Here is a 23,141-nt window from a genome sequence, read left to right as displayed (position 1 = left end):
TAAATAAGGAATCAAGATGGTTAAAAAAACAGAAGTCATTGGAAGAAAAGAAGAAAAGGAAATTCTCAATAAATTTTTTACATCTAATAATGCTGAATTTATGGCTGTTTATGGACGTCGAAGAGTGGGAAAAACCTATTTGATTAGAGATGTACTTTGAGCAAGCCATTCATTAAGATCTGCAATGACTTGTTCCAAAAAGGGAGGCAAGACTGTCGAGCTTTTGGGGGAGAGCCTTCGAAAATATAAGCTCCAACCTTTTTCAAGTTGCTCTAAACCGGTTTGTTTAAAGCGGATTGGTAGCTCCTTAAAAGAAGTGTTTCTGTGGTTAAACACAAGCTTAATAGCTTCTTCTGTATTTTTATGGGAAAGCTTACCGAATTTAATCAGTGAATAGAGATCATGGAAATCTTTCATGCGACTGTTACTCTCCCCCCGAAAAAGGACTGTTTCCAGCTTTTCTGCAAAGATAAACTCCTTGGGGTAGCACCGAAGGGTAATCGTGCTCTCAAATAAAGGTCCTTTTTTTGTGGAGGAGAGGTTAACTGGGTAGTCTATAGCTTTTACAATATCACCGAATCCTAGGTCAATGCGGACATAGGTTTTGGGTGTGATTAAAATCTGTACTCTATGAAACTCCTTGGAAGCGGCTGGGGCATTTTCCTGAGAAAGGGCTAATAGGTGGTTGTCAAATTTTCTAATAAGCTGGCCAAATCTGGTAGAAAACTTCCCGAAAGAAGGGGGGTCTTCATAGAGTACGGATTTTAATCACACCCCATAGGTTTTAGTTGCACCAAACTTTGCTAAAAGCTGAAGGTATGTTCCTGGATAAGGCTTGTCAGGGTGTGTTAAGGGTTCCGCTTTAACCAATTCAAACATAAAGTGGTCCTGAAGGTCGATCTGGCAAATTTCTTTAATAGCGTTGGTAACAGCCAAGCTCTGTAGAGAAAGGTTATCAACAAAGAAGTCGAGATCTTTTGTTTCTCTTCCTATTGGCAAATATTTGGCTAATAAAGTTCCCCCCTTGAGAATAAATTTACTTCTGAAGGGCGACTTGCATAGCCGTGTTAGAAATCTTTCAAGAATGAGATTTCTCCATAACTGGCTGAAAGGGGTATTCCGCTCTTTTGCAAGTACTTTGATTTTTTCTTTGATCGATTGTTCTATAGACTTCATACTGTCATGGCCATAATATAAGGGGTAATGTTTACTCGAAACAGTCTAGCATATTCGATCAATTTTTTTATATTTGGCTTAAAACTTTTATCGGCTCTTAAGTAAACTTGTAGAGCTTTTAGGGAGATTTCCTTATCTAGATAACGAAAAGAATCTATAATCGTTCTTTCTCGATCAAAAATTCTTACTTTTTGCTTACCTATTTTAACAGTTGTCTGACCTATCGTGATATTTCTCATTCGTACAATGCGCGTATTTTCTCTTTTCGGAGACGTTGTAGGATGGGGAATAGCAATCCAAAACTCACGCATTATTTCATCAGTAAGATCATAATAACAAAGAGCAGAAATCAAACAAATCACCCCATCTGGAATACTCATTGCGGTAACTGCTAAATCTTCCCACTCTATAGTTTGGGTGATTTCGACATCTTTTACTTTGTAAACCCCTCTGCCAACTCTTTCAATCCATCCTTTTGAACAAAAATAACTTAACATTCTAGCAGGGATGCCTACCTTACGACCATCTTTAGCGCTGAATACTGGTTTCTTTGCTAACGCTGCAAAAGCTTTTAAATATTTGGACTTTTTCATTCTTTTAATGTAACAAAAACACCCAATCAAGTCAAATGGGTGTTTTTATTACAAAAATTTGCAATAAAGCACTTGTAAACAGTTGTATAAGGATTGTTTTTTTTGGTTAATTATGGAAAAAGAGGATTACATCCCCATCTTGGACGGTGTAGTCCTTCCCTTCGGAGCGGGCTTTGCCCGCTTCTTTGGCCCCAACGCGGCCTGAGCAGGCGACCATATCGTCGAAGGTGACCACCTCGGCGCGGATAAACCCCTTTTGGATGTCGGTGTGGATCTTACCGGCAGCTTCGGGGGCGGGGGAACCCGCCGGGACGGTCCAGGCGCGGGTCTCTTGCTCACCCGTTGTGAGGAAGGTGATCAGGCCTAGCGTTTCGAAGCTGGTCTTGATGAGGCGGTTGAGTCCAGGCTCTTTGAGCCCTAGGGAGTCGAGATACTCGGCAGCCTCTTCTTCAGAAAGTTGGGCGAGCTCCTCCTCAAGCTTGGCGCAGAAGGGGAGGAGCTGACTTTTTTCTTTGGCGGCATACTCTTGGACAGCGCGGTAGTGAGGGGAGTCGAGGGTGGTGATCTCCTCTTCAGAAAGGTTGGCAGCGTAGATCACCTTTTTTGCGGTAATGAAGTGGTAGGTTTTCAGGAGCTCTTTTTCTTCTTTGGTGAGCTCGATAGAGCGGACCGGCTGATTTTCATTGAGATGATCGATGATTTTTTGTAGGAGGTTTTGGGTTGGCATAAGGGCTTTATTTCCCTTCGCTTGACGCTCAATTTTTTGGAGGCTATTTTGGGCCATTTGAAGGTCAGCAAGGATGAGCTCTAAGTTGATCACTTCGATATCGCCAATGGGGTCAATCTTCCCTTCGACATGGACCACCTCGTCATCTTCAAAGCAGCGGACCACATGGACAATGGCGTCGGTTTCTCGGATATTGGCGAGGAACTGGTTGCCCAAACCTTCTCCTTTGGAGGCCCCTTTAACCAGGCCGGCAATATCGACAAAGGTCATGGTGGCAGGGAGAACTTTTTTGCTCTTCGAAAGTTTGGAGAGAACGTCAAGGCGGTCATCGGGAACGTTGACGATCCCGACGTTGGGCTCGATGGTGCAAAAGGGAAAATTTTCTGCCCCTGCCTGCACCTTTTTTAAAAGGGCGTTGAAAAGGGTCGATTTTCCGACGTTGGGAAGACCAACGATGCCGCAAGAAAGATTGCTCATACGAGAGAAGGCTCCGTTTTAAAGTTTCCAAGGGAGAGGTTAGGGTCGAGCTCGTCATGAAGGTAGGCAAGAAAGGTAATGTCAATAAAAGGGGCAGCGGGAAGCTCTTTTTCAAAGTAAAGGGTCAAAGAGAGCTCGGTCTCTTTTTGGATGTTTTGGGTCCCCCGATAAAAAGCGATCCCGGGAACTTTTTTTTCGTCGGCCATAAGGTCAACCCCATAGACAGCAGAGGGGAGAAGGGAGAGCTGACTCACTCCTGTTTCCCAGCGGTACTGCCCATCGTTTTCTCGAATGACATTTCCTTGATCAAAGGGGAGGCGGATGATGTAGGGACGCCCGAGCATTTTTTTCACCTTTTTGAGCTCCCCTTTTTCAATCAGCTGGCGGATCGCTCCACTGGAAATCCCATCTTTTTTAAGGTAGGTGATGGGGATCCCAAGCGCTTGAAGCTCATCGGGACCTCCAGCCCTCTCTTTTCCGAAACGGGCATCTTCGCCAACGATCAGGTGATCAAAGGGGAGTTTTTCCTTTAAAGCGGTAAAAAATTCTTGATAGGACTGGCGTGCAAAGGTCTGGTTGAAGGGGAGAGCAATCACCAGATCGACACCCGCCTCTTTTAAGAGGGCAATCCGGTGGTCGGTGGTTGTTATAAGGGGGACAGGGGCATTGGGGCTCAAGTAGGTGCTCGGATGGTTTAAAAAGGTGAGGAGAACCGTACTCCCTTTTTTTCGGGTCTCTTTTCTTAACCGCTTGATAATCATCTGGTGGCCGAGGTGGACACCATCATAGGTCCCAATCGAAAGGGCGATAGGCCCTTGAAGCTCTGGGATTTGATCTAAAGAATGTACTACGTTCATACCGACTTCCTTAGGTAAGGGATATAGCAAAAGGATGGCTCGGAAAGGGATTTTGCGTCAATGCAATCTTCTATTTTAAAAAGACCGCTCCGGATCCGCTTCAGTGCTGTTAGGTGGCCGTAGCACCCCAGCTTATTCCCTAAGTCGTTTGCAATCGAGCGGATATAGGTCCCTTTAGAGCAAGAGACCTGAATTTTTAGCTCGGGATAAGAATAATCGAGAGTGGTTGTTTCCACCTCCACCTTAACAGCCTTCCGCTCAATCTCTATCCCCTTGCGAGCGAGGAGGTAGAGCTTTTGCCCTCCCACTTTTTTAGCTGAAAACATTGGAGGAACCTGGTCAATGATTCCTTGAAATTCTGAAACCGCCTCCTCCACATCGGAAAAGGAAGGGATATGGTCGCTCATTTCGGTGATCTGCCCATCGCAATCGTAGGTGTCGGTCGCTTGCCCCAGGCGGATCGTAGCGATATATTCCTTATCATCTTTTAAGAAGCGGTCAGAGATTTTGGTGTAGGGGCGGCCGACAAGCATCACCATCACCCCCGTCGCGAAGGGGTCAAGAATTCCCGCATGACCAATTTTTTGGATTCCCGATTTTTTTCTGAGGACTTTAACGAGGTAGAAAGCGGTCCGCCCCTTTTCTTTATCAACGAGGAGAATTCCTTCGCGCTTCGGATCACTCATGGTTTTTTCGAGAGGCTTCTTCCTCATGAATCTTCTTTAAAAGGGAGTCGATTTTCATCTGCTTATCGACAGAAGTGTCGAGGCGAAAGGTAAGAGTCGGGAAGTGGTGCATCACCACCTTTTTGGAGGCGTGGACGCCGATAAAGCCGGCAGCACTTTCTAGCGCTTCAACCGTCCCCTTCCGCTGTTCATCATTGCCAATGATGCTGATGTAAACCTTGGCATGGTGGAGATCTTTCGAGATGTCCACTTCGGTCACGGTGGTAAACTCAGAGACTTTTGGGTTGCGGACATCCTTCCGAATCACCTCGGTAATCACCTCTTTTAAAAGGGAGTTTAGTCGTTCTGTACGTCTTGTCATTGGACCGGCTCATAGCTCCTGTTGGATATAGGTGATTTCGAAGGTTTTGATCAGGTCACCCTCTTGGTAGTCGGAAAACTTGTGGAGGAGGATTCCACACTCCATTCCTTTAGTGACCTCTTTGACATCTTCTTTAACCCGCTTCAGAGAGCCAATATTTCCCTCGTGGATGACCTCTCCATCGCGGACAAGTTTTGCATAGTAGTCCCGTTTGATCGCTCCATCGGTAACGATACATCCAGCGATAAGGCCTAGGTGAGACGACTTAAAGACCTGTTTGACTTCAGCGGTTCCTTTTTCGGTTTCATGACGTACCTTATCGAGCGACTCGAGCATGATCTCTTTGACATCGTCGATGATTTGGTAGATGATGTCCCGTCTTTTGATGACCACTTTATTCCGCTTGATCAGATCTTCGGCGTGACTTTCCACTTGGGTATGGAAGCCGATAATCACAGCATTTGAGGCGGCAGCAAGTTCGACATCCGACTCAGAGATTTCCCCAACACCTTCATTGATAAAGTTGAGCTCCACCTTGTCGGTTTTAATCGCAAGGAGGGAGTTTTTAATCGCTTCGACAGAGCCTTGAACATCGGCGCGGAGGATAAGAGTAACCACCTTTTTCTCTTCGAGTTCTTGGTGGCGGGTCATAAAGCTTTCCAGCTCTCCTCGTCCCCGTTTCAGTTTTTCTCGCTTCGCTCCAGAGGCTCTTTCTTCGGAGAGTTTACGGGCCTCTTTTTCACTTCCAACGACGATAAATTCACACCCCGCTTCGGGAACACCCGATAGGCCGGTGATCTTTACAGGGGTAGAGGGACCAGCGACTTTAACCGGTTTGCCATGTTCGTCATGCATTGTCTTGACCCGCGCATAGAGATCTTCAAAGACAAGGGCATCGCCTAGGCGGAGGGTTCCATTTTGGACAAGGACGGTTGCGACTGATCCAAAGCCTTTATGCATTTGGGATTCGATCACTGTTCCACGCGCCCGCATTTCAGGATTTGCCTTGAGTTCTAGGACATCGGATTGGAGGACGAGCATCTCTACAAGAGCTGGGATCCCTTCTCCGGACTGAGCAGAGCAGTTGACGGTGATCACATCGCCACCCCAAGCTTCGGGGAGGAGTTCATGGTCGGCAAGTTGGCGGAAGACGTTATCCGCATTAAAACCCTCTTTGTCACACTTATTGATCGCAACAACAAGAGAGGTTCCTGCCCCTTTGGCAAGCTTAATCGCCTCTTCGGTCTGAGGCATGATCCCTTCGTCTCCGGCGACGACGAGAACAATCACATCGGTGACCGCTGTTCCCCGCTGACGCATGAGGGTAAAGGCCTCGTGACCCGGGGTATCTAAAATGGTGATATCTCCCTGTTCGCGATGACATTTAAAGGCACCGATATGTTGGGTGATCGCTCCTGCTTCCCCCCCTGCGATATCACTTTTACGGATCGCATCGATAAGACTTGTTTTTCCATGGTCGACATGACCCATAAAGGCGATGACGGGAGCACGAGCTTCCAGCTTAGAGGGGTCAGATTCTTGAATCTCTTCTTGGATCGTTTTATCGGTGATTTTGAGCCGCTCTTCTTCAGAGGTGTCGATCTTGATTTCGCACCCAAATTCGTGACCAAGAAGTTGGATTGTTGTTTCGTCATCAAGATAGTCGTTAATGGTGATCGCAATCCCTTGCATGAAGAGCTTTGAGATTAAATCAGAGGCTTTTCGTTTCATCCCTTGAGCGAGATCTTTCACCGAGATAGGGATCCGAACAGAAATCTCTTTAGGGCGGATGATTTCTGCCTCGTTCCGTTTTGGCCTAAAGCGGCGGGGGCGACGGCGGTAGGCCCGCTCTTCTCCCACGCGCAGTCCTTGCCTATCACGTGCATCAAAACGGCCGCCGGTTTCGGGCTTGAGCCGTCCTGCAGGGCGGCGGTCAAGCTGAGCTTTAAACCCTTTTTCCTCTTTGAAAGAGGGGGGGCGCGCTTTTTCCTGCTTTTTGAGGTCTTGAACTGTTTTAGGTTTGGTTTCAGCAGCAGGAGATGCCTTCTCTTTTTTAGGAGGTCCTGACTTTATTTTAACGCGAGGAAGCCCCCTTGGCTCCTCTTTTTTGGCCTTTTTTTGAGCAGGCTTTTTCTCAAGCGGAGGAGGAGCTTCTTTCTTAGGAACCGTCACCTCTTTTTTAGGGGGAGCGGCCTTTTTAGGCGCAGCAGCTTTCTTAGGCTTGTTAGCTTCAGCCTTTTTCTTTTCCTCTTCTTCTTTCTTCGCCTTATTGATTTTTAGTGCTTCGGCGAGCTGGGCATTTTTAACTTTTAGTTTTAAGCTTTTGGCCAAATTATTATGTCCTTATTTTGCGCAGTTTCTCCATGAGATCATCTGCCATCTCAACACTAATTCCCGTCTCTTTAGAGAGCTCTTTGGAAGAGAGGTTGAGGATTTTTCGGGGAGTATCGAATCCCGCATCTTTTAAGGTGTCGATCACAAAAGAGTTGATTCCTTCGACTGTAGAAATTTCCACATCGAGCTCGGGGCACTCTTCTTCTTGGATCTGTTGCCTTTCAAATGAAAGTTCAGTCTGGTAAGCAGACATCTTTTTCACGTCGAGTTCTGCTCCAATAAGAGCGGCGTTAAGGCGGGCATTCATCCCCCGCTTTCCAATGACAATGGGGTAGTCATCATCTTCGACAACGAGATGAACGATCCTATTTTCTTCATCGTACTGAAGCTTTTTCGGCTCGATTGGATGGAGGAGACTGTAGAGGAGGTCTACAGTATCTTCGGTGTAGATCACGATGTCGATTTTTTCATTGTTAAGCTCTCGGATGATGTTTTTCACCCGTGTTCCTCGCACACCCACACAGGCCCCTAAAGGGTCGACCCTGTTGTCGTTGGAATAAACAGCAAGCTTAGTCCGGTAGCCGGCCTCGCGAACGATCTTTTTAATGCCGACCGTTTCATCGCTAAGCTCGGGAACTTCTTGGATAAAGAGTTGTTCAACCATTTCAGGGTGGCTGCGGGTAAGGACCACTTCAGCTCCCCCATTTTCGGTATCTCTAACTTCCCAAAGAAGGGCTTGGATCCGGTCACCCACATGGTACCGCTCTGTTTTTGGGTAAAAACGTTCAGGGAGGATCGCTTCTACTTTTCCGAGGTCGACGATGAGGGTAGCTCCTCTGACGACCCGCTTGACCGTTCCAGAGACGAGCTCATGGATCCGGTGACGGTACTCTTCGTAGATGACATCCTTTTCTGCGACGCGGAGCTTTTGAGAGATCACTTGCCTAGCCGTTTGTGCTGCGATCCGGCCCAAATCGATCGGAGGAATGGGGACTTGGACAAAGTCTCCCATCTCGCAGTTGGGGTCGAGTTCGCGAGCTTCTTCTAGAAGGATCTCTTCTTCGGGGTATTCGATCGTTTCAACGATCTCTTTTTCGGCGGTGACATCAATCGTTCCTTGTTTTGGATCGACTTTAACCGACACGAGGCCGACTCCCTTGAGACCTTTACGGGCTGCGACCTGAAGCGATTCTTCGATCGCATCAATGATCGTTTCTCGCTTGATCCCCTTTTCCCGTTCTAGATATTCAAATATTGCGACTAGATCTTTGTTCATTTACTCTTCCTCGTCCTCTTCTTCTTGTTTTGTGACGACGATATCATCGCGGTTCTCTTGGTTGGTTTCGACGAGGTACTCTTTAATGGAAAGGGAGACCTTTTTATGTTCCGGATCTACCTTGATCACTGTTGCAGTGACCTCATCGCCAACAGAGACAACCTCTTCAACTTTTCCAAAAGCTTTATCAGAAAGCTCTGTGACGTGGACGAGTCCTTCGATTCCATTTTCAAGCTCAACGAAAGCGCCGAAAGCGGTAATTTTAGAGACCTTTCCCTTAACAACAGCTCCTGCAGCAAGGGTTTTCTCAATGTCTTCCCAAGGATTGTCTGCGAGTTGCTTCACTCCGAGGGTAATTTTTTTACTCTCTTTATCTACAGAAAGGATAAGAGCTTCGACCGTGTCTCCCTTCTTCAGGAATTCGGAAGGGTGGGAAACCTTTTTGATCCAGCTGAGGTCAGAAATGTGGATAAGGCCATCGATTCCTGGCTCGAGCTCGACAAATGCTCCGTAGTTGGTGAGGTTTCGGATCTCTGCTTTAACCGTACTTCCCACAGGGAATTTTTCTTCCACACCTTCCCAGGGGTTTTGTTCGGTTTGCTTGATGCCGAGGGAGATTTTTCCTTCCTCTTTTTGAACCGAAAGGACGATCGCTTCGAGTTCGTCCCCTTTATTGACGATTTCGCTTGGGTCGGTCACATTTTTGGTCCATGACATTTCAGAGACGTGGATGAGTCCTTCGATCCCTGGCTCGATTTCGATGAACGCACCATAGGGGACGAGGTTAACGATCTTCCCTTTGATGCGGGTTCCGATGGGGTAACGCTCTTCGATCTCTTCCCAAGGGTTGCTCTCTTTTTGTTTAAGGCCGAGGGCGACACGTCCCTTTTCCTTGTCGATGTGGAGGATCATCACCTCGAGTTCGTCGTTTAGGGCGACCATTTCAGAGGGGTGTTTGATCCGTTTCCAGGTCATATCGGTGATGTGGAGGAGGCCATCGATCCCATCCAGGTCGAGGAAGACACCAAAGTCGGTGATATTTTTAACCACTCCGGTGCGGGTTTCTCCTTCTGCGATGTTTTCGAGGAGTTCAGCCTTTTTAGAACTTCTTTCTTCTTCGAGAAGTTCTCGTCTAGAGACCACAATATTTTTTCTTTCGATGTTAATTTTAAGGATCTTAAAGTCGTAAATGTTGTCAACGTACTCGTCGAGGTTTTTGATCCGTCTGTTATCGATTTGAGAGCCGGGGAGGAAGGCTTCCATGCCGATATCGACCATGAGGCCACCCTTGACTTTTCGGATGACTTTCCCTTCGACAACCGAGCCTTCTTCGCAGTGTTCAACGATATATTCCCACTGCCGTTGTCTGCGTGCTTTTTCTCTTGAGAGGACGATCTGACCATCTTCGCCTTCTGCGCGGTCGAGGAAAACCTCGATGACATTGTTCATTTGGAGTTCGTCGGGATCGAGAAATTCGTTAACGGGGATGAGCCCTTCAGATTTGAGGCCAACATCGACGACGACGAAATCTGGGGTGAGTTCGACAATGGTTCCTTTAAGGATTTGCCCGACTTCCATGAGTGAGAGGGAGCCTTCTTCGGCTTTTTCTTCTTTATTATCGAGTAGTTGTTTAAATAATTTTGCATCTTCCGATTGAAATTCGACATCGTCGATGATTTTACTTTCATTCCAATCGTATTCTAGATCTTTAGACATGGTTACAGGGGTTCTCCTTAGATTCATCCTAGGGTCCTGCCCAATCTTTTGGACTTACTTTTCTCCGTGTCAAAATATTTCATGGCAGGAGGGACCTTATAACGAACTAGAGTAACAAATAATTGCTAAAAAAAGCAACCCTTACATGCGAGAAGAGATGTAAAATAGTTTTTTTATAGTTCGGTTGGCGGGGGAAATAAGAGGTGAAACAGTAGAAAACTCCTGAGTAGAATATATAGATCCGTCGTGGGCGGAGCCCCCCGCTTGCCCCCTTGCCGTGGACAGCTCGCGCGTTCGTTCTGGCGCTCTCCGGGCTTGAACTCACGTCAGCTCGCTGGAAAGTTTTTATTTCACTTTGTTGGTAATATCGTCTTGATCGCTCGTGTTCTGAGGCGTTAAAGCTGCAGGAGGGGAATGGTCGTCCGGTTTACTTGGAGTTGTTGACTGGGGTGGTTTTTCCGTTTCAGATACGATTTCTTCTGTTGTTGAACACGAGGAGGAACTAATGCTGTTTATTGACATGTCAAAAGACTAATAGTTCGATTGATTTTTAATCTAGGAGATTTTTGGGCATGGTTCAAAATAGGGTAACAATTTTTGGTCTTATGAAAGATGCGTCGGGGGCAAGCCCCCTGCTGCCCCCTTGAGCTTCAATCTGGCAAGCCAAATCGACCCTCCTCGGGGGGCCGTGCAAAGCACTGTTCCACCCCTCGTGCGGGGCGATTTTGCAGAGCCATTTTGAAGCCGCGGACAGCTCACCGCATGGCTTTTCTTCGCCTTCGGCTCCGAAGCCATGTCAGTTCGCTGGAAAGGTTCTTTCCTAGAAAACCTTGCACATCTTTCACCAAGGAACAAGCCTCTTTTTTTCCAGGTTTTTAGCCACTTACCATATTCGCTTTGCTCGACTTTCAGCTTAACAAAAAAAATCCACTGAACCGACACGGCTTCGGAGCCGAAGGCGAAGAAAAGCTACGTCGTGAAGTGTTACCTCAGCATGCTGTATTTTGAACCATGCCGATTTTTGTCGTTTACAGACGGGGTGAATGGGACACTGCGATAGCCCTAGTGCTCTGTCAATCCTAAAATTGAGGATAGATTGGTTGAAATTTTTTCGGTTGGCAAAGTGTGGAGATCGAATCTAAACTTTTATAAGTTTGTGAGATCGAACATGAAGCCAGCCGGGAAAAGATAAATCAAGATATCCCTATTTTTAGGGTTGACAGAGCACTAGGTGAAGTTTATTAGTGGATTTTTACCCAAAAGTCATTTTTTATATTTCTTATTATAAATGGTTTGCGATATTTTGCATCACTAAAACTGTAATTACAAAATTAATGATGCAAAAAACATCTGAAAAAGTATCATTAAATCAGGAAATACATTTTTAGCGACACAAGGGCATTATATGTTTGTTGGTAGAGAAGAAGAGCTTAAGTCGAAGAGTGGCGACCTTTATTGCTATAAAAGGAAGACGAAGGATTGGGAAGAGCCGGTTAATAGAAGAGTTTTCGGGAAGTTTTCCTCAAAAATTCTTCTTTACAGGGATTCCTCCAACTCCTGGTATTACAAAAGAAATGCAAAGAAATGAGTTTGTCAACCAAATGGCTGATCAAGGTTTTCTAGGAAAGAACCTTTCCAGCGAACTGACATGGCTTCGGAGCCGAAGGCGAAGAAAAGCCATGCGGTGAGCTGTCCGCGGCTTCAAAATGGCTCTGCAAAATCGCCCCGCACGAGGGGTGGAACAGTGCTTTGCACGGCCCCCCGAGGAGGGTCGATTTGGCTTGCCAGATTGAAGCTCAAGGGGGCAGCAGGGGGCTTGCCCCCGACGCATCTTTCATAAGACCAAAAATTGTTACCCTATTTTGAACCATGCCAAAATTTTTGTCGTTTACAGGTGAAGTGGGACGTTGTAGGATGGGGCCATGAAAACGATTGTGATGAAGTTTGGGGGAGCGGCCCTTGAAACACCGGCCCATTTCGGGGAGGTGTGCGCCGTGATTGATGCGCGGCGGGGCGAGTATGAGCGGGTCGTTGTCGTGGTCAGCGCGATGCAGGGAATGACCGATGAGCTAGAGGGGCTTGCCCGGCAGGTGGCAAAAGAGCCTGCGCGGCGGGAGATGGATATGCTCATCTCGGTTGGCGAGCGGATCAGCATGTCCCTCCTCGCGATGGCCCTTGAGGAAAGAGGCATTAGCGCTGTGAGTTTGACGGGGAGCCAGTCGGGGATTATCACCTCAGGGGACCATAATGCGGCAGAGATTGTGGCGGTTCGCCCCACGCGGATTGAAAAACATCTGGATGAGGGGAAGGTCGTTATCGTTGCCGGCTTTCAGGGGGTGAGCGAAGACAAGGAGATCACGACACTGGGGCGGGGAGGGAGCGATACCTCAGCTGTTGCGTTAGGTGCGGCCCTTGCCGCTGAAAAGGTGGAGTTTTTTAAAGATGTTTTAGGGGTTTACTCTGACGATCCAAAAAAAAATGGGGGAGCGACCCTCCTCGAAGCGATTTCTTATGAAGAAGCACTTCAATTTTCTGAGTTTGTCATCCACCCCGCGTCTATTTTACTTGCATCAAAAAAGGGTTTACCTTTACACGTCATGAGTTTTAGGAAGGATCAGTGGAGGCACTATCCTGGAACATCGATTGGAAACAAAGTGCATTGAAGAAGGCGACGGTTTTACCCTTCACTTCTTAGCGTCTAACCGCCCCTTCATCGGAAAATTTCTCTTAGAGATGGTGACCAAAAGTGGGTCGGCTGACCGCTTTTCCCTGGAGCTCTTAGAGGGGGAGGGGCTTTTGCTCAACGCCCACTTTACCGAAGCAGGGCCCGAGTTTAAAGCGCAGCTCGAGCGGACCCTTTATGAAATCGAACTCGGCGTCCTCTCTCCTTACCATGCTGCCCGGATCCTAGAGATGAAAGCCCTTTCCATGGATGAAAAACGGGGGCTGATTCAAGATCAGATCTTGAGGATCATCCGCCGCTTTCCCCACCTTTTTTCCGAGATGCAACAGTTCTTCCTCGCCTTTTCTGATCAATATTTCCGGTGTCGGACCGTCTTTGAAGTGGCCGAAACCCTCCGCGCCCTTTACACCTTACGGAAAAAAGTTCTCCGCACCGCTGAGCAGCAACCGGGCCGTCGCCATGCAGAGGTGAAGGTAAGGCGGCGCACCTTAAATTATCCTCTTGAGCAAAAAGAGGCGCTTGAGGTGACCGTTGCGATGAACTTTCTGAAAGAAAACGAAGTCTTCAAAAAAAATCATCTCCTCAAAGCGATCCAAAACATCCTTCCCGAGGTGACACTCATTTCAGGAAGTGACTACCAAGAAAAAGAAGAGCCCCTCCACCTCCTTACCATCGAGATAGAAAAAGAGGGAGGGTTTGAGCTCCAAGAGATTGCCGACCTAAAAAGGTGGCTCCCATGTACCCTGAAGGGAAAGATCGAACACCTGCAGCACACCCTCTTCATGCCTCGCAACGAAGAGGAGATCCTCCGTCATATCATTACCCTCGGGCGGGAGCTCCGCTTTGCCCGCGATCTTCCACATGCGCCCCCCTCCTAGAAGATGTGCTCCTGGCTTCCCCCTTACGTCCCAAGATCGACCGGATCAAACAGCTTGGCACCCTCAGAAAGAAATACCCCAAAGAAGCCGCCGTCTTTAAAGTGGAGCTTCCCAATGCCCCCTTCCTCCGTGAGGACCGCTCCATCGACCTCTACAAGGCGCGGCAGGCCATCCTCAAAAAACTGCAGGCCACCTTTGGGGAGGTCCGCGACTTTAATGGGGGAATGATCTCTAGACAAGATGTGGTTTTCAAGGGGCTAGAAAAAGTGCTCGGCGACGTCGGAAAAAAAGAGGGTCTCCTCCTTGAGAACTTCTTCCACTCCCTTTTTCCTCCTCCTCGTGGAAAAGGTTCTCTCGCCTAAACCCTTCCTCAGCAAAGAGGAGGGAGGCTACCTCTTCCTCGTAGGGGAGCGAGACTACATCGAAAAACTGCAGCCCATTGCATCGCCTCTCATCACCCTCGATCTCGAGGATGATGAGAAGGACTACTTTGGAATTATTGCTGCTATTTGAAAATATTTCCTCTTTCGCTCATAATGGGGAGCTATGTCACAAAAAGAAAAAATTTATATCGAGCCCTCCATCTTTGCCGCAGACTTTGGCCACCTCGCGGATGAGGCGAAACGGGCCGAGGATGCGGGCGCCGACGCGATCCACTTCGACATCATGGATGGCCACTTTGTTCCCAACCTGAGCCTGAGCCCGAAGGGACTGGCGGCGATGAATCGGGCCACGGAGCTCTATTTAGATGTTCACATCATGGTCTATCAGCCCTTCGAGTATATCGAGCGGCTGATTGAAAATGGGGCCGACTGCATCACTTTCCACATCGAGGCGACCGAAGATGTGGAAGAAACGCTCGAGTATATCCGGAAATGTGGGGTCCATGCGGGGCTCGCCTTTTGCCCGGACACAAGTGAGTCGCTCATCCCAAAATATTTGGACAAATGTGACAAGCTCCTCCTGATGACGGTCCATCCCGGCTTTGGGGGGCAGGAGTTTATTGCGGATGTCCTTGAAAAGATCAAGTTTACCCGCGGGTTGTGCGACAAGCTGGGGGTCCGGCAGGGGGGCAAGGTCGACCCGAAACTTCCTCCGTTTGACATTCAGGTGGATGGGGGTGTCGATGATAAGACGGCTCCTCTTTGTATTGAGGCGGGGGCGAACCATTTGGTGGCGGGAACCTACCTGTTTAAGGGCGATAACATGCAAGAAAAAATCACGGGGCTCCGCGGATGAAGAAAGTGGTTGTCATGGGGGGCGGAACGGGGAACTTTACCGTTTTGCGGGGGCTGAAGAGTCACGATGTTGACATCAGCGCCATCGTCTCAATGGCAGATGACGGGGGAAGCACCGGCATTTTGCGCGATGAGCTGGGGGTCCTTCCCCCAGGCGATGTGCGGCAGTGTTTGGTCGCCCTGTCTGACTCGTCGCGGCTGATGCGAAGTGTGATGAACTACCGCTTTGAAAATGGGGGGCTCGGCGGCCATAGCTTGGGCAATTTACTTTTGTCGGCTTTGGAAAAGGTGACGGGGAGTTTTGAGCGGGCTGTCGAAGAGATGGGACGGATCCTCTACATCAAGGGGAAGGTCATTCCGGTGACGACACACCAGGTCCGTCTAAAGATGATCCTCAACAACCGGAAGATTCTGGAGGGAGAAAAGGAGATCTACCTTTCCCACGAGATTGAAAAGGGATATAGCAAGATTTACCTCGAGCCTTTCCCAAAGGCAAACCCCCATGCGATTTCTGAAATTCAAAATGCCGACCTGATCGTTTTGGGACCGGGAGGGTTGCACACCTCGATCATCCCTCTTCTTTTGGTGGAAGGGGTGGCGCGCGCCCTGAAGGAAAGCCACGCCAAGAAGGTCTACGTCTCCAACTTGATGAACCGGAAAGGGCAGACGATGGGCTACAAGGTGAGCGATTACATCCGCGATGTGGTCGAGTATTTAGGAGATGATATCTTCGATTATATTTTGGTCAACAACCAGATGCCAACAGAAGAGTTGATCAAAAAATATGCCGAGGAAGGGGATCTTGTTCAAAACGATTTAACAGAGCCGCGCATTGTCTCTGCCCCCCTTTTAGGAGAGGTGGCAGAAAGTCGGGTGGGCGATACCTTAATTAAACGGAGCTTGATCCGCCACAATTCGAAACAAGTGACAAAAGAGTTGATGAAAATTGTTAGTCATCTTTGATTTAGACGATACATTGATCGATACCAGCGGTTCGATCCTCCCCGCCGTTTTAAAGCATGCCTTAAAAGAGATGGAAGGGGTCGGCCTTTCCATGGCAAGTTTTAACCGCTCCTACCAGGAACTTTTACGCTTAAATACCTACCACCTCAGTGCAGGAGAGGCGATCGAAGAGTTTTTGGAGATCAACCGGGCTCCGTCGCAGTGTCTCGATGTGGCGCTGAAGGCGGTCTATGAAAAACCTCTCTTTACCGAGGGGGTCCAACCGGTCGAAGATGCGGTTGAGGTGTTAAGAGAGCTCCACGCGAACCATCCTCTCGTCCTCGTCTCAAAGGGGAAGGAAAAAATTCAGAGGGAAAAGATGAAAAGAGCTGGCATTTCAACAGATTTTTTTACTAAACTTTATTTTTGTGAGAAGGGTGAGAAAAAAAAGATTTACCAGAAAGTGAGCGAAGAGATGGGAATTTCTCCACAGAGTGCGGTTGTTTGTGGGGATCGAATCTCTCTTGATCTTGCTCCAGCTAAGGCGCTTGGGTATAAGACCGTCCAATTAAAGTGGGGGCGCGGCCTAGGTAATACTGGATTTAAAAAGGATGTTGATTATACTATATTACATCTGAGGGAGTTAAAATCTCTTTTGGAAAACTTTAAAAATGGGTGACAATGACGACGACAAGTAATCAAATTTCTCCGGGAAGTACCCTTTCGATCGATGGGAAGATCTATCGGGTCGAAACAAGTGTTCGGGTTACCGTTGCTAAGGGGGTCCCCTTCATTAAGACGAAGCTCAAGAACCTTATGTCGGATGAGGTGATTGAAAAGAACTTTAAAGTGGACCAAGAGGTGGAAGAGGTCACCTTAAGCGAAAGGCGCCTCGAGTTCCTCTACCTAGAAGGAAAGGATTACCTTTTCCTCGATATCGATTCTCTCGATAATGTAACCGTATCTGCCGATGTGGTGGGAGATAAGGTCAATTATCTCAAAGAGGGGATTGAGATTAAAGCATTGTTTTATGGTGACACGATCTTTTCGATCGAGCTTCCCCAATTCTTGGAGCTGATGGTCATCAAACTAGAAGATATGAAATCAAAGGTATCTGTTTCTAACGCGACCAAAATAGGAATTTTGGAAACGGGGGCAAAAATAGAAGTGCCATTATTTATCGAGGTGGGAGACATCATCAAGGTCGATACCCACCTTGGCGAGTATGTACAGAGGATATAAAGTGGATATAGATAAGATTAAAGAGCTGATGGAAGCCATGGAAGATAAGGGAATGACAAAAGTCGCCCTTGAGGAAGAAAATGGCTTTAAAATTGAGCTAGAGCGAAGAGCGGAATTCGAAGCGGCCCCTTACCCACAAGTCATGCCAGCACCTATGCCAGTTGCTCAAACTCCTGCTCCAGAGCAAATCACCGAGCAAAAAGAAGCGGCCAAACCTGCTGCTCCCTCTGAAGGAGAAGATATTACCTCTCCGATGGTGGGAACTTACTATGCTTCCCCCTCTCCGGAGGATGACGCCTTTGTCAAGGTAGGAGATACCGTGACCGAGGGAACCGTTGTCTGTATCATCGAAGCGATGAAGGTAATGAACGAGGTAAAAGCAGAGAAGAGCGGTGTTGTTGCTGAAATTTATGTCGATAATGCGCAACCTGTAGAATTTGGAACCAAAATTTTGCGAATCAAATGAAAAAAGTATTAATTGCAAACCGAGGGGAAATTGCGGTTCGAATCATTCGAGCCTGCCACGATCTAGGACTTCAGACCGTTGCCGTCTACTCCAAAGCAGACGCAGAAGCGCTCCATGTCCTTTATGCTGACGAAGCGGTTTGTATCGGGGAAGCACCCTCAAGCCAATCCTATCTCAAGATCCCCCACATCCTTTCTGCCTGTGAAATTACAGGAGCCGATGCGGTACATCCTGGCTATGGCTTCTTAAGTGAAAATGCCAACTTTGCCTCCATTTGTGAAAGCTCTGGCATCACCTTTATTGGACCAAGCGCAAAGACCATTGCGATGCTCGGCGATAAGGCGCAAGCAAAAAGCATTGCAAAGAGTGTCCGTTGCCCCGTTATTCCCGGCTCAAATGGCATTGTCGAGACGGTCGATGTTGCCCTTAAAGAAGCAAAAAAAATCGGCTTTCCCGTCTTTATCAAAGCCACTGCTGGCGGCGGCGGAAAAGGGATCCGGATTGCGAGTGATCCCGACGATTTTGTGAGACAATTTTCAGCGGCTCGCGCCGAAGCAGAGGTCTCCTTTGGAAACCCTGACGTTTACCTTGAAAAGATGATCGTGAACCCCCGCCACGTTGAGGTCCAAATCTTAGGGGACAAGTATGGAAATTATGTCCACCTAGGGGAGCGCGATTGCACCATTCAAAGAAGGCGTCAAAAGCTCATTGAAGAAACGCCAAGCCCTGTTTTAACTCCCCACATGCGGAAGAAGATGGGAGATGCGGCGGTCCACCTTGCTAAAGCGGCCAAGTACCACACGGTAGGAACGGTTGAGTTTCTCCTCGACGAGAAGAAGAACTTCTACTTCATGGAGGTCAATACCCGGATCCAGGTCGAGCATACCGTCTCTGAAGAGCTAACCGGGATCGACCTGATCAAAGAACAGATCAAAATGGCGATGGGAGAAAAACTTCCCTACAAACAGAAAAATATCCGCTTTGAAGGACATGTGTTTGAGTTCCGGATCAATGCAGAAAATCCTGCAAAGAGCTTCATGCCCTCTCCAGGGCTCATAGAGTATTACATCCCGCCAGGTGGCCCCCATGTTCGGGTCGATAGCGCGTGCTATTCTGGCTATCGGATTCCCCCTTACTACGACTCGATGATTGCAAAGCTGATCGTCAAGGGAAAAGACCGAGAAGAGGCCATCCGTATTGCGAAGAGAGCCCTTCGCGAGTTCCACATTGGTGGTGTAGATTCGACCATCCCTTTCCACCAATATATGCTTGAAAACCCCACCTTCCTAAGTGGAGAGGGGTATAACCTCGCCTTTATCGATGGCATGATCGAAGAAGGATGCAAATTTATACACGATGAATCAAAAAGCCCTGCAGAAGAAAAAACCTCTAACGAACAATCTCCAGCTTCAGCTGCTCATTAGCTCTGAAGAGATTGAGAAACGGCTCGAAACAGTTGCCCGAAAGCTAGAAGAAGAGTACTCCGATAAAGAGCTTACCATCATCATGATCCTAAAAGGGGCGATCGTCCTTGTGTCTGACCTGATGCGCCACCTTCACCTCCCGGTCTGTTTTGAGATGATCCAGTGTAGCAGCTATGGAGAAGGGGGGATGAAAAAGGGAAAGCTCGAAATCTCAGGACTTGATACCCTTCAAGTCGAAGGAAAACATCTCCTCATTGTTGATGACATTTTTGATACAGGCGACACCTTAAGCCAAGTCTTCGATGCCTTGAAACAAAAAGGGCCTGCATCGCTCCGCTCTCTTGTCCTTTTATCGAAAGATGTTCCCCGAAAAATCGACTACCGTCCCGATACCACCCTTTTTGAGATTGAAGATCGTTTCGCTATTGGGTATGGTCTCGACTATAAGGAATATTACCGGGGTTTACCCGACATCTATGCGATAGAGATATGAAAGGAATCATCTTAGCCGGGGGGCTCGGCACCCGCCTTCACCCCCTAACCCTTGTCACCAGTAAGCAGCTCCTCCCTATCTACGATAAGCCGATGATCTACTACCCCCTCTCTGTCCTCATGCAGGCAGGGATCCGGGAGGTCCTAATCATCTCTACCCCTCACGATTTACCCCGCTTTGAGGCCCTTTTTGGCGATGGAAGCCATTTGGGAATTCAACTCTCTTACGCTGAGCAGGAAGAGCCCCGCGGCATCGCTGAGGCCTTTATAATAGGGGAGTCCTTTATAGGAGAGGAGAATGTCGCTCTGATCTTGGGGGACAATATCTTCTACGGCAATACCCTTCCCACCCTTCTTAAAAGCTGTAGCCAGCTTGAGCAAGGAGGAATCATTTTCGGCTACCAAGTCAAAGATCCTCAGCGGTATGGGGTCTTAGACCTCAATAAAGTAGGGGAGGTGGTCGATATTATCGAAAAACCAGCCCAGCCCCCCTCTTCCTACGCAGTGACCGGTCTCTATTTCTATGATAATGAGGTGGTTAATATTTCTAAAGCCCTGAAACCCTCTCCTCGAGGGGAATTGGAGATCACCGACGTCAATAGGGCCTATCTGGCCCGTGGCCTCTTAAGGGCCCATCTCTTCGATCCAGGCTTCGCCTGGCTCGATACAGGGACCTTTGAGGCCCTCCACCAGGCCTCTAACTATGTTCAGGCGATCCAAGAGCGTCAGGGTGTCCAGATCGGCTCGATCGAGGCGATCGCTCGCGAAAATAGTTGGATCTCAAATGACTGTAAATAAATTACTTATAAAATAATACTAAGATTCTGTTTAAAAATAAATAAGAATCTGCTATAATAATCTTAGGGGCAATCCAGTTTAATAAGATTGATCCATAAAATTAAGTAATAAAAAGTAGGTAGTTTATGACGATGGCAATTACTCCACAGCAGGCATTTGCGGAACGTAGCGCTCTTAAAAAGGAGCTGGAGGCTGAATATGCGCACTTTTTAGCGCTTGCTGCTGAAAATCCAGGTCTTGCTCTGCAATACTTTATGACCACTGTTGTACAGACAGGTCTTAACTATGCAGACTCTGAGACCCTTATTTTTGCCAGTGCGGAATCGGCGATGAGTGTTCTTAATAACGATGTAGCTGCGATGCAGTCTTCGTTTAATAATATGATCAGCATTCTAAAAAACAACCCAGATGATACAGGTTGGTTTGAGGCTCAAGCTAATGCATTTACAACCGAAGCAAACACCTACTGCAGAGACTTAAATAAGTACTTTGGACCGAATGGTCCTTTTAAAGGGCAGAGCTCCTTTTATAATACAGCAATTGATGACTTAAATGCCTTTACGGTTCCGGCATCTATAACAGGTGGGCAGCCTGTGGGCTTTGGAACCTATCTTGCGGAAGGAAAATATCATCCAGGTAACCAACATACGCCCTTATCTGAGGCGATTGCAGCTCAGGTTAAACAAGCCTATGAAAGCTCGATCAATATGAGTGGTACCGGAGATGGAGGAGCGCAGCTTAAGGCTTACGGAGACGTTATGAGTAAGCTGCAGATGCTTCAGGGGCAGCTATCTGGTCAGATCGTGAGTGACCTTCAGTTTGATGAGAAAATGAACCAGCAGTATTTAGCATCGGTAGCTGGAATGTATAAAGATAATAATACCCAGAAGACCTTTATGGTCCAAAAGCAGACGCCAAATTAATGATAATAAATATAATAAGGGGAAAAATATGGAAAATGCAGCACTTATAGTGATGGAAGCCTCCAATGAGCAGTATAGTTCAAATGTCAGCGAGATGATACAGTCTGCTGGTTGGGAAGCGCTTCTTGTTTCGGGGCTTGCTTACATCCTTAAGGAAGGGGGAGCAGAGCAGCAAGAGCAGTTAACCTTCATGAATAACATCATGAAGGCTTACGATGGAAATAGTACAAATAGCAAAGGGGAGCACCACGTTACAGATCCAAACACAGGATCGACCTATGATTTGGATGGAGATAATGCCACAAGTAAGATGAACAATCTCATGTCGGAAGCTCAGAGTGAAAACTCCTTTTATGGGCAGGTCACTCAAACGCAAAGTCAGGGCGTTGAGGCGATGTTTAAAGACACGAATAAGGCCGATACAAGTGGAGCACAAGGACTTAAACAGGATAGCCAGGTGATGGGAGCGGTCTCAGCGCTTATGGGATTCCTTGCAAGCTTAATACAGTCAGTTTCTTAATAAAAAATAATAAAATTAAGGTGAAAAATTATGTCACACGTTGTGCAAACAGACAGTTATCAGCTTGTCTCTCTAGAGGAGCAAAGCAAGGTAGAGTCCAGAGGAAAGGCGATTGATGCCGCTCTTTTAAGCGCCTTAAAAGAGGCTCTTGGCCATGCTGAAAAGACGCAGGCAGCGCCCACAAGCCTTAAACAATTAGTCAATGAGTTTGCGGCCCTTATTTCAAAGATCACTCTCCTAGAAGGGGAGTACCAATACTCTATACAGAATCTAGAGCTAGCCAATGCAGGAACAACAGCAGAAACCGGTAAAAAAGAAGCTGACGAAGCGGTTAAAAACACACATAAAGAGATCAAGAAGCTAGAAAAGCAAGCAAAATGGCATTTATTTACGAAGATTTTTGGACCAATTTTTGCAATCGTTTCGATTGCGGTAACCGCTTGGGTCGCCCCTGAGATTAGCGCTGGGGTCATTGCCTTTGCTGTTTCAACAGCAACCACAACAACCCTTTCTGAGACAGGGGTGCTTACCAAGGGGGTAAAAGCCTTAGGGAGTGCGATTGCAAAAAACCTAGAAAGTTCGGGGAAAGTAGACGATAAACAAGCGAAATTCCTAGGTAAGATGCTTGCAGGTTTGATCTTTGCCGTTGCGGGTTCTGCTACAACTCTAGGGGCTGGAGCGGCTGCTGGAGCTGTCCAGGGAGCTCTTTCAGAGACTGAGGAAGCTGCTACTGGAGCTAAAAGGCTTCTTAAAGGTGTTGCCAAGCAGGCAGGGTACAACGCAGTGCAGCTGACTATGGCGACCAATGTCATTGGAAACGCCGTAGCAGCAGGGCTTATCGATAAAAGTAAGGATGACCAAAAAGTGGGAGCGATAGTCACTGAAGTGGTTGAGCTTTTAACCGCTTTGATCATCACGATTGCCGGAGGAAAATCTGCAATTGGAGAAGGAGAAGATGAAAGTTCTCCAACAAACATCATTAAAAGGCTCCGTTCAGCCACAGGACAACTTCTAGGAATGGATGAGGTAAAGCTCAATATGCTTGCCTACGGAATTCAAGCGACATTTGGAATTGGAGCAGCCATTCCTCAGGCTGGTCAAGGAGTTGTAACCGTTGGCCTTGGAAAAATCCAAGAAGCCTTGGCAGGGTGTCAAGGAGAGCTTGCGTTCCTTGATAACGTTATCAAGGAAGACCTAGGAGACATGAATGAGCTAGAAAAAGCCGAGCAAAACACCTATCGGCAAAATGGAGAACTTTTCCAAGGCGTTGATCAATTAATCGATGTAGCTTCTGTGGGAGCAGATAGCTTACTAGAAGCAATATAAGGAGTC

At 47.5% G+C, this 23,141-nt stretch carries 27 protein-coding genes; 17 read left to right on the top strand and 10 right to left on the bottom strand.

Annotated elements, in window-relative coordinates; genetic code table 11:
* Positions 1–16: 16 nt before the first annotated feature.
* Complete coding sequence (locus tag NEPTK9_RS00195; RefSeq protein ID WP_194846807.1) at positions 17–160, top strand: hypothetical protein; 144 nt, start codon at positions 17–19, stop codon at positions 158–160.
* Here NEPTK9_RS00195 and NEPTK9_RS00190 read toward each other — a convergent pair.
* The 10 genes from NEPTK9_RS00190 to rpsA form a co-directional block, all read right to left on the bottom strand.
* Positions 136–702 (bottom strand): nucleotidyl transferase AbiEii/AbiGii toxin family protein, encoded by a 567-nt coding sequence (locus tag NEPTK9_RS00190; protein ID WP_194846883.1) that lies wholly within the window; start codon positions 700–702, stop codon positions 136–138. The genes NEPTK9_RS00195 and NEPTK9_RS00190 overlap by 25 nt on opposite strands.
* A 66-nt stretch (positions 703–768) precedes the next feature.
* Complete coding sequence (locus NEPTK9_RS00185; protein ID WP_194846806.1) at positions 769–1,176, bottom strand: nucleotidyl transferase AbiEii/AbiGii toxin family protein; 408 nt, start codon at positions 1,174–1,176, stop codon at positions 769–771.
* Entirely contained in the window at positions 1,173–1,769 is a 597-nt protein-coding gene (locus NEPTK9_RS00180) for a type IV toxin-antitoxin system AbiEi family antitoxin domain-containing protein (protein WP_194846805.1), read from the bottom strand. Before NEPTK9_RS00180 ends, NEPTK9_RS00185 begins: the two co-directional genes overlap by 4 nt.
* A 106-nt stretch (positions 1,770–1,875) precedes the next feature.
* Positions 1,876–2,973, bottom strand: a complete 1,098-nt coding sequence (gene ychF, locus NEPTK9_RS00175; RefSeq protein WP_194846804.1) for a redox-regulated ATPase YchF — start codon at positions 2,971–2,973, stop codon at positions 1,876–1,878.
* The gene (locus tag NEPTK9_RS00170; protein WP_194846803.1) at positions 2,970–3,830 is read right to left on the bottom strand and encodes a hypothetical protein; all 861 of its coding nucleotides are present in this window, start codon (positions 3,828–3,830) and stop codon (positions 2,970–2,972) included. Before NEPTK9_RS00170 ends, ychF begins: the two co-directional genes overlap by 4 nt.
* Entirely contained in the window at positions 3,827–4,516 is a 690-nt protein-coding gene (truB, locus tag NEPTK9_RS00165; protein WP_194846882.1) for a tRNA pseudouridine(55) synthase TruB, read from the bottom strand. The genes NEPTK9_RS00170 and truB overlap by 4 nt, the downstream gene beginning before the upstream one ends.
* Positions 4,509–4,877, bottom strand: a complete 369-nt coding sequence (gene rbfA / locus NEPTK9_RS00160; protein ID WP_194846802.1) for a 30S ribosome-binding factor RbfA — start codon at positions 4,875–4,877, stop codon at positions 4,509–4,511. Before rbfA ends, truB begins: the two co-directional genes overlap by 8 nt.
* A 9-nt stretch (positions 4,878–4,886) precedes the next feature.
* Positions 4,887–7,208, bottom strand: a complete 2,322-nt coding sequence (infB, locus tag NEPTK9_RS00155; RefSeq protein ID WP_194846801.1) for a translation initiation factor IF-2 — start codon at positions 7,206–7,208, stop codon at positions 4,887–4,889.
* Positions 7,209–7,212: 4 nt separating this feature from the next.
* A complete protein-coding gene (gene nusA, locus NEPTK9_RS00150) occupies positions 7,213–8,487 on the bottom strand; it encodes a transcription termination factor NusA (RefSeq protein WP_194846800.1) in 1,275 nt (424 codons plus the stop codon).
* Positions 8,488–10,203: a 30S ribosomal protein S1 gene (gene rpsA, locus NEPTK9_RS00145; RefSeq protein ID WP_194846799.1), complete on the bottom strand. Its 1,716-nt coding sequence runs from the start codon at positions 10,201–10,203 to the stop codon at positions 8,488–8,490.
* Positions 10,204–11,615: 1,412 nt separating this feature from the next.
* Between rpsA and NEPTK9_RS00140 the strand changes: the two genes are divergently transcribed.
* From NEPTK9_RS00140 to NEPTK9_RS00065, 16 genes are all read left to right on the top strand, one after another.
* Complete coding sequence (locus tag NEPTK9_RS00140) at positions 11,616–11,891, top strand: hypothetical protein (protein WP_194846798.1); 276 nt, start codon at positions 11,616–11,618, stop codon at positions 11,889–11,891.
* A gap of 234 nt (positions 11,892–12,125) precedes the next feature.
* The gene (locus tag NEPTK9_RS00135) at positions 12,126–12,866 is read left to right on the top strand and encodes an amino acid kinase family protein (protein ID WP_228546926.1); all 741 of its coding nucleotides are present in this window, start codon (positions 12,126–12,128) and stop codon (positions 12,864–12,866) included.
* On the top strand, positions 12,847–13,764 hold the full coding sequence (locus NEPTK9_RS00130) for a hypothetical protein (protein ID WP_194846797.1): 918 nt from the start codon (positions 12,847–12,849) through the stop codon (positions 13,762–13,764). Before NEPTK9_RS00135 ends, NEPTK9_RS00130 begins: the two co-directional genes overlap by 20 nt.
* Before the next feature lie 5 nt (positions 13,765–13,769).
* Entirely contained in the window at positions 13,770–14,126 is a 357-nt protein-coding gene (locus NEPTK9_RS00125; RefSeq protein ID WP_194846796.1) for a hypothetical protein, read from the top strand.
* Positions 14,104–14,277 (top strand): hypothetical protein, encoded by a 174-nt coding sequence (locus NEPTK9_RS00120; RefSeq protein WP_194846795.1) that lies wholly within the window; start codon positions 14,104–14,106, stop codon positions 14,275–14,277. The genes NEPTK9_RS00125 and NEPTK9_RS00120 overlap by 23 nt, the downstream gene beginning before the upstream one ends.
* A 33-nt stretch (positions 14,278–14,310) precedes the next feature.
* Positions 14,311–15,003 (top strand): ribulose-phosphate 3-epimerase, encoded by a 693-nt coding sequence (gene rpe / locus NEPTK9_RS00115; RefSeq protein WP_194846794.1) that lies wholly within the window; start codon positions 14,311–14,313, stop codon positions 15,001–15,003.
* Positions 15,000–15,965, top strand: a complete 966-nt coding sequence (locus NEPTK9_RS00110) for a gluconeogenesis factor YvcK family protein (RefSeq protein ID WP_194846793.1) — start codon at positions 15,000–15,002, stop codon at positions 15,963–15,965. The genes rpe and NEPTK9_RS00110 overlap by 4 nt, the downstream gene beginning before the upstream one ends.
* A complete protein-coding gene (locus NEPTK9_RS00105) occupies positions 15,949–16,623 on the top strand; it encodes an HAD family hydrolase (protein ID WP_194846792.1) in 675 nt (224 codons plus the stop codon). Before NEPTK9_RS00110 ends, NEPTK9_RS00105 begins: the two co-directional genes overlap by 17 nt.
* A gap of 2 nt (positions 16,624–16,625) precedes the next feature.
* Positions 16,626–17,186 carry an elongation factor P gene (locus NEPTK9_RS00100; RefSeq protein WP_194846791.1) on the top strand — a complete coding sequence of 187 codons (561 nt, stop codon included), beginning with the start codon at positions 16,626–16,628 and terminating at the stop codon, positions 17,184–17,186.
* A 1-nt stretch (position 17,187) separates the two neighbouring features.
* A complete protein-coding gene (gene accB, locus NEPTK9_RS00095; RefSeq protein WP_194846790.1) occupies positions 17,188–17,652 on the top strand; it encodes an acetyl-CoA carboxylase biotin carboxyl carrier protein in 465 nt (154 codons plus the stop codon).
* Entirely contained in the window at positions 17,649–19,076 is a 1,428-nt protein-coding gene (gene accC, locus NEPTK9_RS00090) for an acetyl-CoA carboxylase biotin carboxylase subunit (RefSeq protein ID WP_194846789.1), read from the top strand. Before accB ends, accC begins: the two co-directional genes overlap by 4 nt.
* Entirely contained in the window at positions 19,009–19,569 is a 561-nt protein-coding gene (gene hpt / locus NEPTK9_RS00085; RefSeq protein WP_194846788.1) for a hypoxanthine phosphoribosyltransferase, read from the top strand. The genes accC and hpt overlap by 68 nt, the downstream gene beginning before the upstream one ends.
* Positions 19,566–20,366: a glucose-1-phosphate thymidylyltransferase RfbA gene (gene rfbA, locus NEPTK9_RS00080; protein ID WP_194846787.1), complete on the top strand. Its 801-nt coding sequence runs from the start codon at positions 19,566–19,568 to the stop codon at positions 20,364–20,366. The genes hpt and rfbA overlap by 4 nt, the downstream gene beginning before the upstream one ends.
* Before the next feature lie 131 nt (positions 20,367–20,497).
* Positions 20,498–21,289: a hypothetical protein gene (locus NEPTK9_RS00075; RefSeq protein WP_194846786.1), complete on the top strand. Its 792-nt coding sequence runs from the start codon at positions 20,498–20,500 to the stop codon at positions 21,287–21,289.
* Positions 21,290–21,317: 28 nt separating this feature from the next.
* Positions 21,318–21,809 (top strand): hypothetical protein, encoded by a 492-nt coding sequence (locus tag NEPTK9_RS00070; protein ID WP_194846785.1) that lies wholly within the window; start codon positions 21,318–21,320, stop codon positions 21,807–21,809.
* Between the two features lie 30 nt (positions 21,810–21,839).
* The gene (locus tag NEPTK9_RS00065) at positions 21,840–23,135 is read left to right on the top strand and encodes a hypothetical protein (protein WP_194846784.1); all 1,296 of its coding nucleotides are present in this window, start codon (positions 21,840–21,842) and stop codon (positions 23,133–23,135) included.
* Positions 23,136–23,141: the final 6 nt, after the last annotated feature.

Origin of the sequence: Candidatus Neptunochlamydia vexilliferae, assembly GCF_015356785.1 — a bacterium.
Classification (GTDB): Bacteria; Chlamydiota; Chlamydiia; order Chlamydiales; family Simkaniaceae; genus Neptunichlamydia; species Neptunichlamydia vexilliferae.
This window is presented reverse-complemented; position numbering and strand designations above follow the sequence as displayed.